This window comes from Kribbella sandramycini (assembly GCF_013131805.1).
Classification (GTDB): domain Bacteria; phylum Actinomycetota; class Actinomycetes; order Propionibacteriales; family Kribbellaceae; genus Kribbella; species Kribbella sandramycini.
Genome location: NZ_JABJRC010000003.1, coordinates 226,474 through 240,763, shown reverse-complemented (window position 1 = coordinate 240,763; position 14,290 = coordinate 226,474). Strand labels below are relative to the sequence as shown.

General features: G+C 69.2%; 16 protein-coding genes. 6 read left to right on the top strand and 10 right to left on the bottom strand.

The genetic code is table 11. The features are described 5' to 3' along the window. Positions 1-27 precede the first annotated feature (27 nt). The 3 genes from HPO96_RS14635 to HPO96_RS14625 form a co-directional block, all read right to left on the bottom strand. Complete coding sequence (locus HPO96_RS14635; protein WP_171673990.1) at positions 28-1,986, bottom strand: glycosyl hydrolase family 28-related protein; 1,959 nt, start codon at positions 1,984-1,986, stop codon at positions 28-30. Between the two features lie 90 nt (positions 1,987-2,076). Further along, positions 2,077-2,769, bottom strand: coding sequence for a FadR/GntR family transcriptional regulator (locus tag HPO96_RS14630; protein WP_171673989.1), 693 nt, complete (start codon positions 2,767-2,769; stop codon positions 2,077-2,079). Between the two features lie 66 nt (positions 2,770-2,835). Beyond that, positions 2,836-3,507: a pyrimidine 5'-nucleotidase gene (locus HPO96_RS14625; RefSeq protein WP_171673988.1), complete on the bottom strand. Its 672-nt coding sequence runs from the start codon at positions 3,505-3,507 to the stop codon at positions 2,836-2,838. Between the two features lie 49 nt (positions 3,508-3,556). On the opposite strand from HPO96_RS14625, the gene HPO96_RS14620 reads away from it, so the two are divergent. Both HPO96_RS14620 and HPO96_RS14615 read left to right on the top strand, forming a co-directional pair. Continuing rightward, positions 3,557-4,324: an SDR family NAD(P)-dependent oxidoreductase gene (locus HPO96_RS14620; protein WP_171673987.1), complete on the top strand. Its 768-nt coding sequence runs from the start codon at positions 3,557-3,559 to the stop codon at positions 4,322-4,324. 81 nt (positions 4,325-4,405) lie between these two features. Next, complete coding sequence (locus HPO96_RS14615) at positions 4,406-5,212, top strand: hypothetical protein (protein ID WP_171673986.1); 807 nt, start codon at positions 4,406-4,408, stop codon at positions 5,210-5,212. 25 nt (positions 5,213-5,237) lie between these two features. Here HPO96_RS14615 and HPO96_RS14610 read toward each other — a convergent pair whose 3' ends face one another. Beyond that, positions 5,238-6,137, bottom strand: coding sequence for a LysR substrate-binding domain-containing protein (locus HPO96_RS14610; protein WP_171673985.1), 900 nt, complete (start codon positions 6,135-6,137; stop codon positions 5,238-5,240). Positions 6,138-6,390: 253 nt separating this feature from the next. Between HPO96_RS14610 and HPO96_RS14605 the strand changes: the two genes are divergently transcribed. Beyond that, positions 6,391-7,293, top strand: coding sequence for a LysR family transcriptional regulator (locus HPO96_RS14605; protein WP_171673984.1), 903 nt, complete (start codon positions 6,391-6,393; stop codon positions 7,291-7,293). Here HPO96_RS14605 and HPO96_RS14600 read toward each other — a convergent pair. The 6 genes from HPO96_RS14600 to tdh form a co-directional block, all read right to left on the bottom strand. After that, entirely contained in the window at positions 7,290-8,114 is an 825-nt protein-coding gene (locus HPO96_RS14600; protein WP_171673983.1) for an aldo/keto reductase, read from the bottom strand. The genes HPO96_RS14605 and HPO96_RS14600 overlap by 4 nt on opposite strands. 62 nt (positions 8,115-8,176) lie before the next feature. Then, the gene (locus tag HPO96_RS14595; RefSeq protein WP_171673982.1) at positions 8,177-9,262 is read right to left on the bottom strand and encodes a winged helix DNA-binding domain-containing protein; all 1,086 of its coding nucleotides are present in this window, start codon (positions 9,260-9,262) and stop codon (positions 8,177-8,179) included. Between the two features lie 46 nt (positions 9,263-9,308). Next, a complete protein-coding gene (locus tag HPO96_RS14590; RefSeq protein ID WP_171673981.1) occupies positions 9,309-9,719 on the bottom strand; it encodes a type II toxin-antitoxin system VapC family toxin in 411 nt (136 codons plus the stop codon). Next, on the bottom strand, positions 9,719-9,994 hold the full coding sequence (locus tag HPO96_RS14585; RefSeq protein ID WP_171673980.1) for a hypothetical protein: 276 nt from the start codon (positions 9,992-9,994) through the stop codon (positions 9,719-9,721). The genes HPO96_RS14590 and HPO96_RS14585 overlap by 1 nt, the downstream gene beginning before the upstream one ends. Positions 9,995-10,045: 51 nt before the next feature. Then, a complete protein-coding gene (locus HPO96_RS14580) occupies positions 10,046-11,218 on the bottom strand; it encodes a glycine C-acetyltransferase (protein WP_171673979.1) in 1,173 nt (390 codons plus the stop codon). Then, positions 11,218-12,267 (bottom strand): L-threonine 3-dehydrogenase, encoded by a 1,050-nt coding sequence (gene tdh, locus HPO96_RS14575; protein WP_171673978.1) that lies wholly within the window; start codon positions 12,265-12,267, stop codon positions 11,218-11,220. The genes HPO96_RS14580 and tdh overlap by 1 nt, the downstream gene beginning before the upstream one ends. Positions 12,268-12,375: 108 nt before the next feature. Between tdh and HPO96_RS14570 the strand changes: the two genes are divergently transcribed. The 3 genes from HPO96_RS14570 to HPO96_RS14560 are packed head-to-tail and all read left to right on the top strand — an operon-like array spanning position 12,376 to position 14,268. Then, complete coding sequence (locus HPO96_RS14570) at positions 12,376-12,996, top strand: class E sortase (RefSeq protein WP_238355133.1); 621 nt, start codon at positions 12,376-12,378, stop codon at positions 12,994-12,996. 22 nt (positions 12,997-13,018) lie between these two features. Next, positions 13,019-13,561, top strand: coding sequence for an orotate phosphoribosyltransferase (gene pyrE, locus HPO96_RS14565; protein WP_171673976.1), 543 nt, complete (start codon positions 13,019-13,021; stop codon positions 13,559-13,561). Beyond that, positions 13,561-14,268, top strand: a complete 708-nt coding sequence (locus HPO96_RS14560) for a hypothetical protein (protein WP_171673975.1) — start codon at positions 13,561-13,563, stop codon at positions 14,266-14,268. Before pyrE ends, HPO96_RS14560 begins: the two co-directional genes overlap by 1 nt. Positions 14,269-14,290: the final 22 nt, after the last annotated feature.

The following is a 14,290-nucleotide window of genomic DNA, read 5'->3' as shown; positions in this document are numbered from 1 at the left end:
TACCTGGGGGCACGCGCGGACGGGCGCTCAGTTCCAGGGCGCAGGTGGCGGCGGCGGGACGACGGTCGGGCGGTCCTCGCACCAGGTGTCGCCGTGCCAGTTTCCGTCGTTCCCGCCGAGCAGGCGGACGTCGAACTCGGGTGGCCCGTTGAACTGGAAGGTGCCGCAGTTGTTGACGAACGGTGCGCCGACGTTCCGGGCGTCGACGTTCTCGAACGTCGCCCAGCCGCCGACCCGGGCGTTCACCACGCTGGTCCCGGTACCGTCGACCTTGATGTTGCTAACGGCAACGTTCTCGATCGCGTAGGTGTCCTTCACCGGCCAGTCGACGGCGAACATCAGCGCGTTGTACGTCGAGTCCAGGAAGGCGCTGTCGGTGATCCGGATGTCGGCCGACATCGTCGACTGCAAGGCGTACAGCCAGATCGCGCCGAGGCCGATGTTCCAGTTCAGGTCCCGCGGGCCGCCGCGGACGGTGGTGTTCCGGGCGAAGGTCAGCGTGCCCTCGAACGGCGTCGAGTTGAACCGGGAGCCCGCGTGCAGCGTGCTGCCCTCACGGATCGGGTCCGCGACCAGATTGTCGGTGACGGCGATGTCCTTGCCGCCGTAGATCGCGATGTTGTTGGCCAGGACGGGCGTCTGGACGGTGTTGTGGTCGTAGACGTTGTTCCGGTTGACCAGCCCGGCGGGGTTGGCCTCCGACCACATCGCGAGCCCGTCGTCACCGCTGTTGCGGACGAAGTTGTTGGTCGCGCGGACGTTCGAGACGCCGAGATGCAGGTTCATCCCGTCGGCGATCGCGTCGGTGATGATGTTGTTGCGGATCAGCAGGCCGTCCATCGGGCCGTCCAGCCAGATGCCGACCTTGGTCCGGTGCAGGTAGAGGTTCTCGATCGTCGAGCCGCCGCCGATCGCCCCGCCGATCCCGTTCACCTGGTCGGTGTCGATCCGCTCCCGGACGTCGCTCTCGATCGCGAAGTCGGCCAGATGCACCCGGGTGGAGCCGCCGGCATCGGCGTACTTGCCGTAGAACCCGGGCGCGCTGTGGATCGACTTGTCCGGCGCAGGCTCGGCGAGCGGGAGCACCTTGCCCTTGATGATCGTGTGCCAGCTCCCCGCGCCGCGGACGGTCACCTTGTCGACGACGATGTGCCGGTTCACCTGGAAGGTGCCCGGCGGGATGAAGACCGACCAGCCGAGCTTCTTCGCCGCGGCGATCGTCCGGTCGATCGCGGGCGCGGCGTCCCGGCGTCCGGTCGGGTCGGCGCCGAACAGGCGGACGTCGAGCGATCGCGCGGGCGGCCGCAGCGGCGCCTTGACCAGCTCGAAGTCGGCGACGTCGATCACGGTCCACGCGGCGTTCGTCCGCTTGGGGACGGTGAAGCGGACGCGGTCGCCGGCCCGGTACGTACGGTCGAGCCGAATGCGCTGTTCGTCGTAGAAGTGGTTCGGCCGGAAGGGTTTGGCGACCGGGTCGGGCTCGGGTTTCCACCAGCCGGGGATCGGGTCGACATCCGGGTTGTTGGAGAACGGGTACATGCCGTAGAGCCAGGCGTACTCCGAGGTCAGCGTCAGGGTCTGCTTGCGCTTGCCGTTCACGGTGAGGTCGAGTGGTGCGCGGATGCCGCCGCCGGTCGGGGCGTCCGGGATGCTGTAGCGGACGGTGAGCGCGTTCGCCGGCTCGGTCAGTGTGAACTCGACGTACTGCTCGGGGAGCAGGCGGACGGCGGTGCGTCCGGAGGCCTCGGCGGGGAGCGTGTAGGCCTCCCGGCTCGGCCCGATCCGCTCGCCGTTCGAGAAGGCGTTCTCGGCCTCCTGCTCGACGAACGGGACAGTCGCGCCGCGGCCGGCGACCAGCGCGGGGTCGAGCCCGGCGCGGGTGATCCGCGGAGCCGGGCGGGTGGCGGTTGCGGGCGCGATCAGCAGGCCGGTGAGCAGGGCGCTCGAGACGACGACGGCCAGGGCGCGCAGGGACGTTCGGGACATTGGCGGATCCCTCCAGACGAACTGCCTGGAGGTTATGCAGTAGACCACCTGTCCGCAAGATCTGGACAGGATGTGGAAATTTATTGTCAGTCAGTCGGGCTGCGGTTCGGGCCGGAGGGCGCGCAGCCAGAGCTCGGTCTGGGCGATGTGGGCGGACGCGGCGGTGGCGGCGGCCGCGGGATCGCGATGGGCGATAGCGGCCAGGATCGCGCGGTGGCCGCGGTCGCTGGTCTGTTTGATCGCGTCGAACTCGGAGCCGGGTTCGAAGATGCGGTAGTGGCCGCCGCGGCCGCGGATGACGGCGGTCAGCGCGGTCACCGTCGGGTTGCCGCCGGCGGCGCAGATCGCGTCGTGGAACTCGGCGTCCAAGCGCTGGATCTCGGCCGCGTCGGTGGTCGCTTCGAGTTGTTCGAGGATCTTGTCCAGCAGAGGTGCGAGGTCCGGATCCTGGCGGGCGGCGGCCGCGGCGGTCGCGTGCGCCTCTAGGACGCGGCGTACTTCGAGTAACTGCAGCACCCCTTCGAGTGGGATCAGCTGCACCGACAGCGAGAACCGGCTGATGATCTCCGCCGGATCGAGCGCCGACACATACGTCCCCGACCCGTGCCGCGACTCGATCACCCCGAGCGCCGCCAGCGACCGGACCGCCTCGCGCAGCGAGCTCCGGGACACTCCCAGCCGCTCGCACAGTTCCGGCTCCGGCGGGAACTTCGCCCCCGGCCCCAACGCCCCGGACGCGATCATCTGCCGCAATCCAGCCAGCGCCGTATCCGTCGCCGCCATACCCCAACCTCCTAAGTCCTCAGACCACTCCCCACCAGACTGGCCCAATCTCCCCCGAATAGCGAGTCATGCACCCCAGTCATCAGATGTCACAACCTGCAAGAATCCCGCCAACCCGGCGGTCCGCCACCGCCGAGCCCCGAGCACCTCGTACGCCGAACCGTCCGCGACCGGCTCGCCGGACACCCAGACGGTCGCCATCCCGAGCCGCTCCGGCACCTCCAGGTTGACCGCCAGATCGTCGCAGAACACCGCCCGCCCCGGCTCCACCGCGAACTGTTCCACAAACCGCTCATAGCTCGCGGCATACGGCTTCGGCACCAGCTGCCCGGCCAAGATGTCGAACACCCCGTCGAATGCCGGCGCCAGCCCGAGCCGTCCGAGCGCCTGCTCTGCGTGGTACGCCGTCCCGTTCGTGAACAGCAACCGCCGTCCGGGCAGCGCGGCGAGCGCAGTGCCCAGCGCCGGGTCGGGCGTCAGCACCGAGTAGTCGATGGTGTGTTCCCAGGCGAGGTAGTCGTGCGGGTCGATCCCGCGCGTGTTCATCAGCCCGCGCAGCGTCGTCCCGTGCTCGGCGACCAGCTCGCGTTGTAACCGGACCGCCCCGGCCTCGTCGGTCCCGAACAGATTCGCCAGGTAGGCGCGGATGCGCTGGTTCATCTGGTCCGCCAGCCCGGTGCTCGGCGGGTAGAGGGTGTTGTCCAGGTCGAGAATCCAGGTGTCGATGGCGGTCAGCACCTCGTCAGAGTAGTGACAGACTGGGGGCTGGAGCGACGGGAGGACTGGTGTGGCGACTGCGCTGATTACAGGGCCGACGGCTGGGATCGGGCGGGCTTTCGCGGAGAAGCTGGCGCGTGAGGGGTACGACCTCGTGCTGGTCGCGCGCGACGAGGCGCGGTTGAAGACCGTCGCTGCGGAGATCACGCAGCTGTACGGCGTCGAATGCGAGGTCCTGGCGGCGGATCTGGTTGATCGCGACGAGCTGGCGCGGGTCGAGGAGCGGTTCCGGAGCGGGCCGATCGAGGTGCTCGTCAACAATGCCGGGTTCGGGGAGAAGAAGCCGTTCTGGGCGAATCCGGTGGAGACCGAGGAGCGGCAGTTCGACCTGCTGGTCCGGGTCGTCCTGCGGCTGACGCACGCGGCCGTGCTGCCGATGATCGAGCGCGGGTCCGGCGCGGTGATCAACGTGTCGTCGGTGGCCGGGTTCCTGCAGCGCGGGAGTTACAGCGCGCACAAGTCCTGGGTGACGAACTTCTCGGCCGGGCTCGCGATCGAGCTGCATGCCAAGGGCGTCGCCGTGATGGCGTTGTGCCCGGGGTTCGTGCACACCGAGTTCCACGAGCGGATGGGGATGGACAAGACGATCATCCCGTCGTTCATGTGGCTGGACGCGACCGACCTGGTCGACGCCGCCTGGAAGGATCTGATGCGCGGTCAGGCGGTCTCGATCCCGAGCCTGCGCTACAAGCTGATCGCGGCCGCCGCCCGCTACACGCCGCGGACGCTGATCGCCCGGTTGTCCACCGTCGGTCTGGACGGGCGCCGGCGTACCTGATGCTCTTGTAATCAAGTCGTGTCCCAACCGCAGTGCCTGATTTCGCGTCCAAGCTGGTACCGAAACGGGAGGGTTGGAGACATGAACACTCGGGGATCCCGCCGCGTCGCGGCACTCGCAGGGCCGGCCGTCGCCGCCCTGGCATTAGTAGCCTGTGGCAACCAAACGGCGCCGGCCGGCGGCGGTGCGAACACACCGCCGCCGACGCCGAGCGTCACCGCGCCGACCACCCCGCCGCCGAGCGCGCCGGCGACGACTCCGACCCCCTCGGTCCCGCCGAAGCCGACAGCGACAGCGACGGCGACGGCGACCACCAGGCCGACGACGACGCCGAGCGCCAAGCCGACGCCGACCAAACCGCCGGTCGTCCGGCTGGCGAACGCGATGCTGCTGACCGGCAAGGAGGTCGCGAAGGCCGACCCCAAGCGCGGCTGGATCGCCGCCAGTAACGGCAACCGCGCGATCTGCGGGACGATGTCCACCCGCGGCAACGGCGTCCAGGGCAACCTGACCCGCTACTACACGACCGAGCTGGATGCGTCCGGCGGCCAGTGGCTGACCCGGTACCAGAGCCCGGCCGCGGCCAAGGCGGCGTACGAGAGCATCATCGCGACGATCAAGTCGTGCAAGGCGCTCAAACCCGGTCCGACGCACGCCCGCAAGCTGACCGAGAACCGAACCCTCGCCGTCGGCGATGCCACCGCGATCCTGCGCTGGTACACCTACCCGCTGCCCAACGACCCCGGCAGCGAGGACGGCGGCTTCCCATACGCCGTCACCCGCAAGGGGACCATCGTCTCCGTGCTGGCCTTCGGCGAGATGGGCAAGGGGATCGCCCCGGCCCACTGGGAAGCCCTGACCCGCACAGCCGCCGCCAAACTGCCCTGACCAGTCAGGGCAGCCGATCGCCGGCCTAGGTCACAACGTTCTCGGCGACCTCGGTCAGCGCCTTCAGGGTGGCGGTGATCAGCGGGTGGTCGGCGCGGCTGCTGCGGACGGCGGCGTATACGCGGCGAGCCGGCGCCGGCTCGAGCAGCGGGCGGACGAGGGCCTCGGAGGGCGCGGCGAGCCGGGGCACGAGGGAGACGCCGGCCCCGGCGGCGACCAGCGCGGCGACCGCGCGGAAGTCGTCGGACTCGTGGACGACGCGCGGCTGGAAGCCGGCCTGTTCACAGGCTGACAGGACGACGTCGCGGATCGGGTTACCCGGCGCGGTCATCACCCAGTCGTCGCCGGCCAGCATGGACAGGTCGAGGACGGCGACGTCCGCGGCCGGATGTGTCGACGGGAGGACCGCGACGAACGGCTCGGCGTACAAGGGGATTCGGGTCAGCCGCTGGTCGTCGGCGCGCGGTGAGCCGCGATGTTCGACGGCGATCGCGAGGTCGGCGTCGCCGTCCAGGAGTTGGGTGATGCCCTGGTGGCCTTCGGCGTCGCGGACGACGAGGCGCAGGCCGGGGGTGGTGTCGCGCAGCCGCGTCAGGGTCGGGGCGACCAGCAGGCTGATCGCGGTCGCGAAGGCGGTGACGCGGACCTCGCCGGTGCTGCCGTCGGCGAACAGGCGCATCGCGTCCTCGGCGCGTTCGACCTCGCTGAGGATGGTGTCGGTGTGGGTGAGCAGCAGCCGGCCGGCCGAGGTGATCGCCACCCGGCGGCCGCGGCGTTCGAGTAGCTCCTGGCCGACCTCGGACTCCAGGGCTGCGAGTTGCTGCGAGACCGCCGAGGGCGTCAGGTGCAGGACCTCGGCGGCCGCGGTCACGGTGCCGTGATCAGCAAGCGCGCGCAGGACCCGCAGCCGTCGTACCTCGATCACGGTCCTCAGCTTGGCACACGGCCTCGTCCTGGAGGTCGAAGAGCCTGCGGATGACGCGGATCATCCGGCGGTCGCGGGTCGGTCGGTGCGGCCGGACGGGGGCGTCCGGCTGGGCGGAGTGGATGTCGTCGTGGATCGCTTTGATGACGGAAAACGGTAGGTAGGTCACGTCTTCGACGGTAGAAATCCGGGCGGTGATACGTCCAATGAAAGTTGTTCGCTTACTTCATGCATCTGGTGCATGATCGGTTGTATGGAGCTGCGCCAGCTGAGGTCGTTCGTGGTGGTCGCCGAGGAGCTGAACGTCGGCCGGGCGGCGGTGCAACTGCATCTGACCCAGCCGTCGCTGAGCCGGCAGATCGCGGCGCTGGAGCGTGATCTCGGGGTCGAGCTGTTCGCTCGGGTGAAGAAGCGTTTCGTCCTGACGGCGGCCGGGGAGACGTTCCTGGCCGAGGCGCGGGAGCTGTTGCGGCGTTCGGAGGAGGCGGTCCGGGCTGCGCAGCGGACGCAGCGAGGTGAGCTGGGGACGTTGCGGTTGCGGTTCGTCCAGTCAGCGACGTTCGAGGCGCTCCCGCGGTTGCTGGGCGCGTTTCGGGCGGCCTACCCGGAGGTCGTCCTCGATCTGGAGACGCTGACCACGCTGCGCCAGACGGAAGAGTTGCTCGACGGACGCGCGGACGTCGGGCTGCTGCGGCCGAGCGCGCCGGCGGTCGGGGCCAGCTCGACAACTGTCGTCCGGATGGCGCCGGGGCTGGATTCGCGAGTGGTGTCGTCGGATCCGCTGATGGTTGCGCTGCCGGCGCGGCATCGGTTCGCACGCCGGAAGCGGCTGCGGCTGGAGGAGCTCGCCGACGAGCCGTTCGTGTTCTACAACCGGCCGAGTGGCCCGGTCGTGCACGACACGATCGTGGGGTTCTGCCGGGCGGTCGGGTTCACACCGCGGATCGAGCAGCAGGCGGCCGACGTCCAGACGATCGTGTCACTGGTCGCGGCCGGGATCGGCGTCTCGCTGCTGATCGGCCCGACGCCGCCGTCCAACCCGGACGCCGTCGTCTACCGCGAGTTGTCCGACGACCTACCACCCTGGCAACTCTCCGTCGCCTGGTCGCCGGACAACCGTTCGCCAGTCCTGGCTCGCTTTCTCGACCTGCTTTAACCGAGGGTGTCCGGGTCGCCGCCGGTGCGGACGCCGGTTTCGAGGTCGGCGATCGCGGCCATGTCGTCGTTGTCGAGCTGGAAGTCGAAGACGGCGATGTTCTCCTGGATGCGGCTCGGGGTGACCGACTTCGGCAGCACGATGTTGCCGAGCTGCAGGTGCCAGCGGATCATCACCTGGGCGGCCGACTTGCCGTACTTCGCGCCGAGTTTGGCAAGCGTCTCGTTGTCGATCAGCTCACCGGAGGCCAGCGGGCTCCAGGCCTGGGTGGCGATGTCGTTCTCGGCGTTGAACGCGCGCAGCTCGTCCTGCGGGAGGGCCGGGTGCAACTCGATCTGGTTCACCGCGGGGCGGATCGCCGTCTCGTCGAAGATCCGGCGCAGCGCGGGCTCGTGGAAGTTCGAGACGCCGATCGCGCGGATGCGCTGGTCGGCGTACAGCTGCTCGAACGCCTTCCAGGTCTCGATGTACTTGTCCTTCTTCAGGCACTGCCAGTGGATCAGGTACAGGTCGACGTAGTCGAGACCGAGCCGGCCCACGCTGGCGTCGAACGCGGCCAGCGTGCTGTCGTAGCCCTGGTCGTCGTTCTGCAGCTTGGTGGTGATGAAGAGTTCGTCGCGGGGCAGACCGGACGCGGCGATCGCCCGCCCGACGCCCGGCTCGTTGCCGTACGCCGCCGCGGTGTCGACGTGGCGGTAGCCCGCCTCGAACGCCGTCGACACGACCTCGGTCGCGAGCGCGTCGTCGACCTGCCAGACCCCCAGGCCCAGCTGCGGGATCTCGACGCCGTTGTCCAGAGTGATGGAGGGGACTGTGCTCATCTGTCTATTCCACCGGTCAACCGGGGTCTGGCCCAGTCATCTGATGTGTGACAACAACCTCATCAACTGGCCGTAACCACCTCGTGGGTCTGCGCATCCGGCGCCAGAAACCCCAGCAGGGCGGTGCCTTCACGCTCAAGCTCGCCTGTTGTCTTCTTCGTCAGCCGCCCGAACGGCGTCAGCGTGAGAGTAGCCACACCGCGCTTGGTCGCGACCGCCCACAACCCGGCGACCAACCCGTCAACGGTGAACGTCGCTTTGACGCGTAAGTTCTTCGTGAAGACGGCCGGGCGGTGCTCATCGGCGATGATTCGCTGGCGTTTCGCGTGTGCCAGCAGCAGATTGTCGAACTCCGGCAGGAATCGAACCGGCGCCGGCGCGTCCGGACCCGGGCGCGGGCCGTCGGGGACGTCGTACAAACTCTTGCCTGCCTCGTCGGTGAACACCTCGAGCTCGAGGCCGTCGAACAACGGCTTGGCTTTCGGTAGACCGGACCAGGTCTGGAAGTCGGCCGGTGTTGCCGGGCCGAACGCCTGGAGGTATCGGACCACCAGCTCGGCCGCCTCCTCCTTCGGGTGCAGCTTCGCGCCGATCCACTCCTCCGCCGGCGTGAACCGCGCGTTCGCCGGCCACCCCCAGCGCACCCCGGTCGGGAACATCGCCAACGGCACCAGCATCCGCGTGCAGAACCCGAGCGCCCGCTCGTTCACCGCGGGGAACTCCACCTGCAACGCATCCCGGACTTCGGTGAACGTCAACGGCTCCTTCCGCAGGATCCGCTCGGCGGCCGCCACCACCTTCGCCGGCTCCATCCCCTCGGCGCGCTCCTTCAGCAGCCGCAACCCGGCCTCCAGCACCGGCGCCAGCGTCTGCCGGAACCGCAGATAGTCGGCCGCTGTCACCAGATGCAGCGTCCCCCGGAACAGCGTCGCCCGCACGACCTTCCGCGCGGCCACCGCCGCATCCAGCTCCGCTTCGGTGAACCCGTCAACGCGCGTCCACAACCCGACGTACGGATGTTTGGGCTCCTGCCCCTGCATCCCCGCCAGCGCCGCGACAGCCTCGACCGCCGAAACCCCGGCGCGCTCCAGCAACAGCTGCCGAGCCGACGTCGCCCGATTCACCGCCCGCGCATCCATCACCGCCATACCCGCATCCTCACCCACCCCACCGACAAAGTGGATGGGCTACGCCCTAACCGCGGCCCGGGGTCGCGACCGACAGCGAGTTCCGGCGGCAGGCGTCGGCGAGGCGCTCGTCGTAGGTGACGACGACATCGGCGTCGAGGACGACGGCGCTGGCGAGGTGGATGGCATCGAGGCTGCGGAGCTCGTGGGGCTGCAGCCGACGGGCGACGCTGATGACGTCGGGGGAGAGCGAGTGCTCGTCGATACCGGACATGGCCTCGTCGATCAGGTCGCCGGCGGCGATCGTGGACGGCGTGGCCCGCAGCACCGCGCGGGAGACCTCGACCCAGCCGAGCGCCGAGGTCACCAGGAGGTCGTCCTGCTGGTAGTGATGATCGAGAAAGTTCAGCAGGGCGGTCGACTCCTGCTCGGCGATCACGCGCTTGAGCAGTGCACTGCTGTCGACGTAGACCCGCATCAGAAGCGGTCGCTCCGGTCGAGGAGATCGAGGCTGGTCGTGCCCTCGGGCAGGCGGAGGCCGGGCGTCGTCCGGCGGTAGGGGACGCGCGCCGGACGGACCAGCTGCTCCCAGCGGGCCTGCTCGCGATCCGACGGGGGTGTGTCGGGGATGGTCAGGTTCAGCATGCGGGCGACGGCGACGCGGACCAGCTCCTGCTGGGACCGGCCGGTGCGCTCGGCCTCGGCCTGGAGGGCCACGGTCGCCTCGGTGTCGAGCCTCAGGTTCATCGCCATGATGCGATGGTACCGCACTCGGTACCGGCTGTGGTACCGAGTGCGGTGGGGTCAGGCGCGGGCCTCGGTGAAGGCGGTGATGGCTCGTTCGACGTCGGCGGTGGAGTGGGCGGCGGAGAGCTGGACGCGGATGCGGGCCTTGCCGTGTGGGACGACGGGGTAGGAGAAGGCGATGACGTAGATGCCGAGGTCGAGGAGTTTGTCGGCGAGGACGGCGGCCTGGGCGGCGTCGCCGATCATCACCGGGGCGATCGGGTGGTCGCCGGGGAGGATGTCGAAACCGGCCTCGGTCATCTTGGTGCGGAACAGGGCGGTGTTGGCGGCGAGCTGGTCGCGCAGGGTGCTGGAGGTGGCGATCAGCTCGAGCGCCTTCAGCGAGGCGGCGGTGACGGACGGGGCCAGCGAGTTGGAGAAGAGGTAGGGGCGGGAGCGCTGGCGGAGGAGCTCGACGATCTCGCGGCGGGCCGAGACGTAGCCGCCGGAGGCGCCGCCGAGGGCTTTGCCGAGGGTGCCGGTGACGATGTCGACGCGGTCCTGGACGCCGAACAGCGAGGGGGTGCCGGCGCCGTCGGGGCCGACGAAGCCGACGGCGTGCGAGTCGTCGACCATGACGAGGGCGTCGTAGCGGTCGGCCAGGTCGCAGATCTCGTCCAGCGGGGCGACGTAACCGTCCATCGAGAAGACGCCGTCGGTGGCGATCAGCCGGTAGCGGGCGTCGGCGGCATCCTTCAGCTGGGCCTCGAGGTCGGCCAGGTCGCGGTTCTTGTAGCGGTAGCGCTTGGCCTTCGAGAGCCGGATGCCGTCGATGATGCTGGCGTGGTTGAGCTCGTCGGAGATGATCGCGTCCTCCGGGCCGAGCAGCGTCTCGAAGAGCCCGCCGTTGGCGTCGAAACAGGAGCTGTAGAGGATCGTGTCCTCGGTGCCGAGGAAGCTGCTGAGCGCGGCCTCGAGGTCCTTGTGGATCTGCTGGGTGCCGCAGATGAAGCGGACCGAGGACAGTCCGAAACCCCAGCGGTCGAGCGCGTCCTTGGCGGCGGCGATCACCTCGGGGTGGTCGGCCAGGCCGAGGTAGTTGTTGGCGCAGAAGTTCAGCACCTCGTTGCCGGAGGCAACTGAGATCAGCGACTGCTGCGGTGAGGTGATCACCCGCTCGGACTTGTACAGCCCGGCGTCCCGGATCTCGCCGATCGTCGTCGTCAGGTCGTCCCGCATCCGCCCGAACATCAGTGCTTCTCCTCCAGGGTCTCGCTCGTCCAGTCCATGATGACCTTGCCGCACTGCCCGGCCCGGGCGACGTCGAAGGCCTGCTCGAAATCGCCGTACCCGAACCGGTGCGTGATCACCGGTGTCAGATCCAGCCCGCGCTCCAGCATCACCGACATCGAGTACCAGGTCTCGAACATCTCCCGGCCGTAGATGCCCTTGATCGTCAGCATGTTGAGCACGACGGTGCTCCAGTCGATCGCGATCTCGTCGGCCGGCAGGCCGAGCATCGCGATCTTGCCGCCGTGGTTCATGTTCGCGAGCATGTCGCGGAGCGCGGCCGGCTTCCCGGACATCTCCATCCCGACGTCGAACCCCTCGCGCATCCCGAGACTCTGCTGCGCGTCGGCGATCGTCTCCGCGCCGATGTTCACCGCGCGGGTGACGCCGATCTTGCGGGCCAGGTCCAGCCGGTACTCCGACAGGTCGGTGATCACGACGTTCCGGGCGCCGGCGTGCAGCGCGACGGCCGCGGCCATCACGCCGATCGGCCCGGCGCCGGTGATCAGCACGTCCTCGCCGACCAGCGGGAACGACAGCGCCGTGTGGACGGCGTTCCCGAACGGGTCGAAGACGGCGGCGACGTCCAGGTCGACCGGGTCCTTGTGCACCCAGGCGTTCCCGGCGGGCAGCGCGACGTACTCCGCGAACGCGCCCGGGTGGTGGACGCCGAGGCCGCGAGTCTTGATGCACAGGTGGCGGCGGCCGGCCCGGCAGTTGCGGCAGCGGCCGCAGACCAGGTGCCCCTCCCCGCTGACCAGGTCACCGACCGCGACGTCCCGGACGCCGACGCCGATCTCGACCACCTCGCCGACGAACTCGTGCCCGGTCACCATCGGCACCGGCACGTTCTTCTGCGCCCACGCGTCCCAGCTCTGGATGTGCAGATCCGTCCCGCACAGCCCTGTCCGCAGCACCTTGATCAGGACCTCGTCGGCCTCGATCTTCGGCTCCGGGACGTCCTGCAACCACAGACCAGGCTTCGCCTCGGCCTTCACCAGCGCCTTCACCCGCACACCTCCGTCGTAAGGACCGCCCACATCGTCGTCCCGGGCAAGACCCGGCGTCCATCGACACGTCGTACACAGGCTTTGCAGTTGAACTGCATACTTGTCGGCATGCGGGGAGTGATCAGGGGCCTGGGGATTGTCCTGCTGTTGGCGGGTGTCGGCCTGCTCGGCTGGGTGGGATGGCAGTACTTCGGGACCGGGATCACCTCGAACCAGCAGATGGGCGAGGCGGAGAACGCGCTGCGTGAGCAGTGGCGGCAGCCCAAGGCGGCCAAACCGGCCGAAGGCGATCCGGTGGTGCTGATCCGGATCCCGAGATTCGGCGACGACTGGGAGAAGCCGGTCATCGAGGGCGTCGGCAAGGGTGAGCTGTCGCGCGGGATCGGGCACTACCCGCAGACCCAGCTGCCCGGCCGGCCGGGGAACTTCGCGATCGCCGGGCACCGGGTCACCCACGGCTCGCCGTTCCGCAAGCTGCTCGAGTTACGCAAGGGCGACCAGGTCATCGTCGAGACCGCGGATGCGATCTACACCTACGAGCTGGACGGCTCCCCGAAGGATCTGACCGTGAAACCGGCCGACAACTGGGTCCTGGAGCCCGTCCCCGGCAAACCGCGCGAGACGGCAACGAAGTCGATCATCACGCTGACCACTTGCCAGGACCTCTTCCACTCCCCGGACCGGTCGGTCGCCTTCGGTCAGTTGGTCCGCGTCAGCAAGAAGGCCTGACCGACCTCTAAGCTGTGGCCTCATGAGCTACGACCGGGACGCACTGCTGGAGCAGGTCAAGACGAAGGCCGTCGTACACGGCAAGGTGACGCTGGCGTCGGGTAAGGAAGCCGACTACTACGTCGACCTGCGGCGGATCACGCTCGACGCGGCCGCGGCGCCGCTGATCGGCCCGGCGCTGCTGGAGCTGACCAAGGACCTCGAGTACGACGCCGTCGGCGGGCTCACGCTCGGCGCCGACCCGGTCGCGATGTCGATGCTGCACGCGGCCGCGCAGCAGGGCCGGGCGCTGGACGCGTTCGTCGTCCGCAAGGCCGAGAAGACGCACGGCCTGCAGCGGCGGATCGAGGGGCCCGAGGTGAAGGGCCGCCGGGTGCTCGCGGTCGAGGACACCTCCACCACCGGCGGCTCGGTGCTGACCGCCGTCGAGGCGCTGCGCGAGGCGGGCGCCGAGGTCGTCGGTGTGGCCGTCATCGTGGACCGGGCGACCGGCGCGCAGGAGAAGGTCGAGGCCGCGGGGCTGAAGTACCTGTCCGTGTTCGGCCTCGACGATCTGGGGCTGTAATGCGCTTCGGGCCTACATTTCTGCTGTTCCTGCTGATGATCATCGGGTCCGGTGTCGTGATCGGCCTGTTCCTTCGCCATCAGGCGAAGAAGCGCCGGGAGCTGTTCTCCGGGTTCGCCGCGCACTACGGCTGGGCCTACCAGCCGCACAACCACGCGCTGTCCGGCAACTGGCAGGGGACGCCGTTCCGTACCGGTGACAACTGGCGGGTGCTGAACGTCCTGTCCGGCCTGTTCAACGGGCAGCAGATGGTTGCCTTCGACTACAGCTACCAGACCCACAGCTCGAACGGGCGCGGCGGACGCCGGACGACGACGCACAAATTCGGCGTGGTCGTCCTGCAGTTGCCGGGCGTCCTGCCGCACCTGGAGGTCACCCACGAGGGCATCTTCGGCGGCGCCGTCGCGAACGCGTTCGGCTTCCAGGACCTGCAGTTCGAGAGCGAGCAGTTCAACCGGGCCTTCCGGGTGAAGGCCGGCGACGACCGGTTCGGGCACGCGGTGGTGACGCCGCGGATGATGGAGCTGCTGCTGGCCCGCGGCGAGATCGGCTGGCGGATCGAGGGCAACTCGCTGATCGGCTGGGATCCCAGCCCGCACGACCCGACCGAGGTGTTGCGCCGGCTGGAGCAGCTGCAGCTGATCGTCGGCCAGATCCCGCCGTACGTCTGGCGCGACTACGCGGGGGTAGAGCTCCGCAACCCGTAGAGTCGGGCCTCAGCATCGCCAA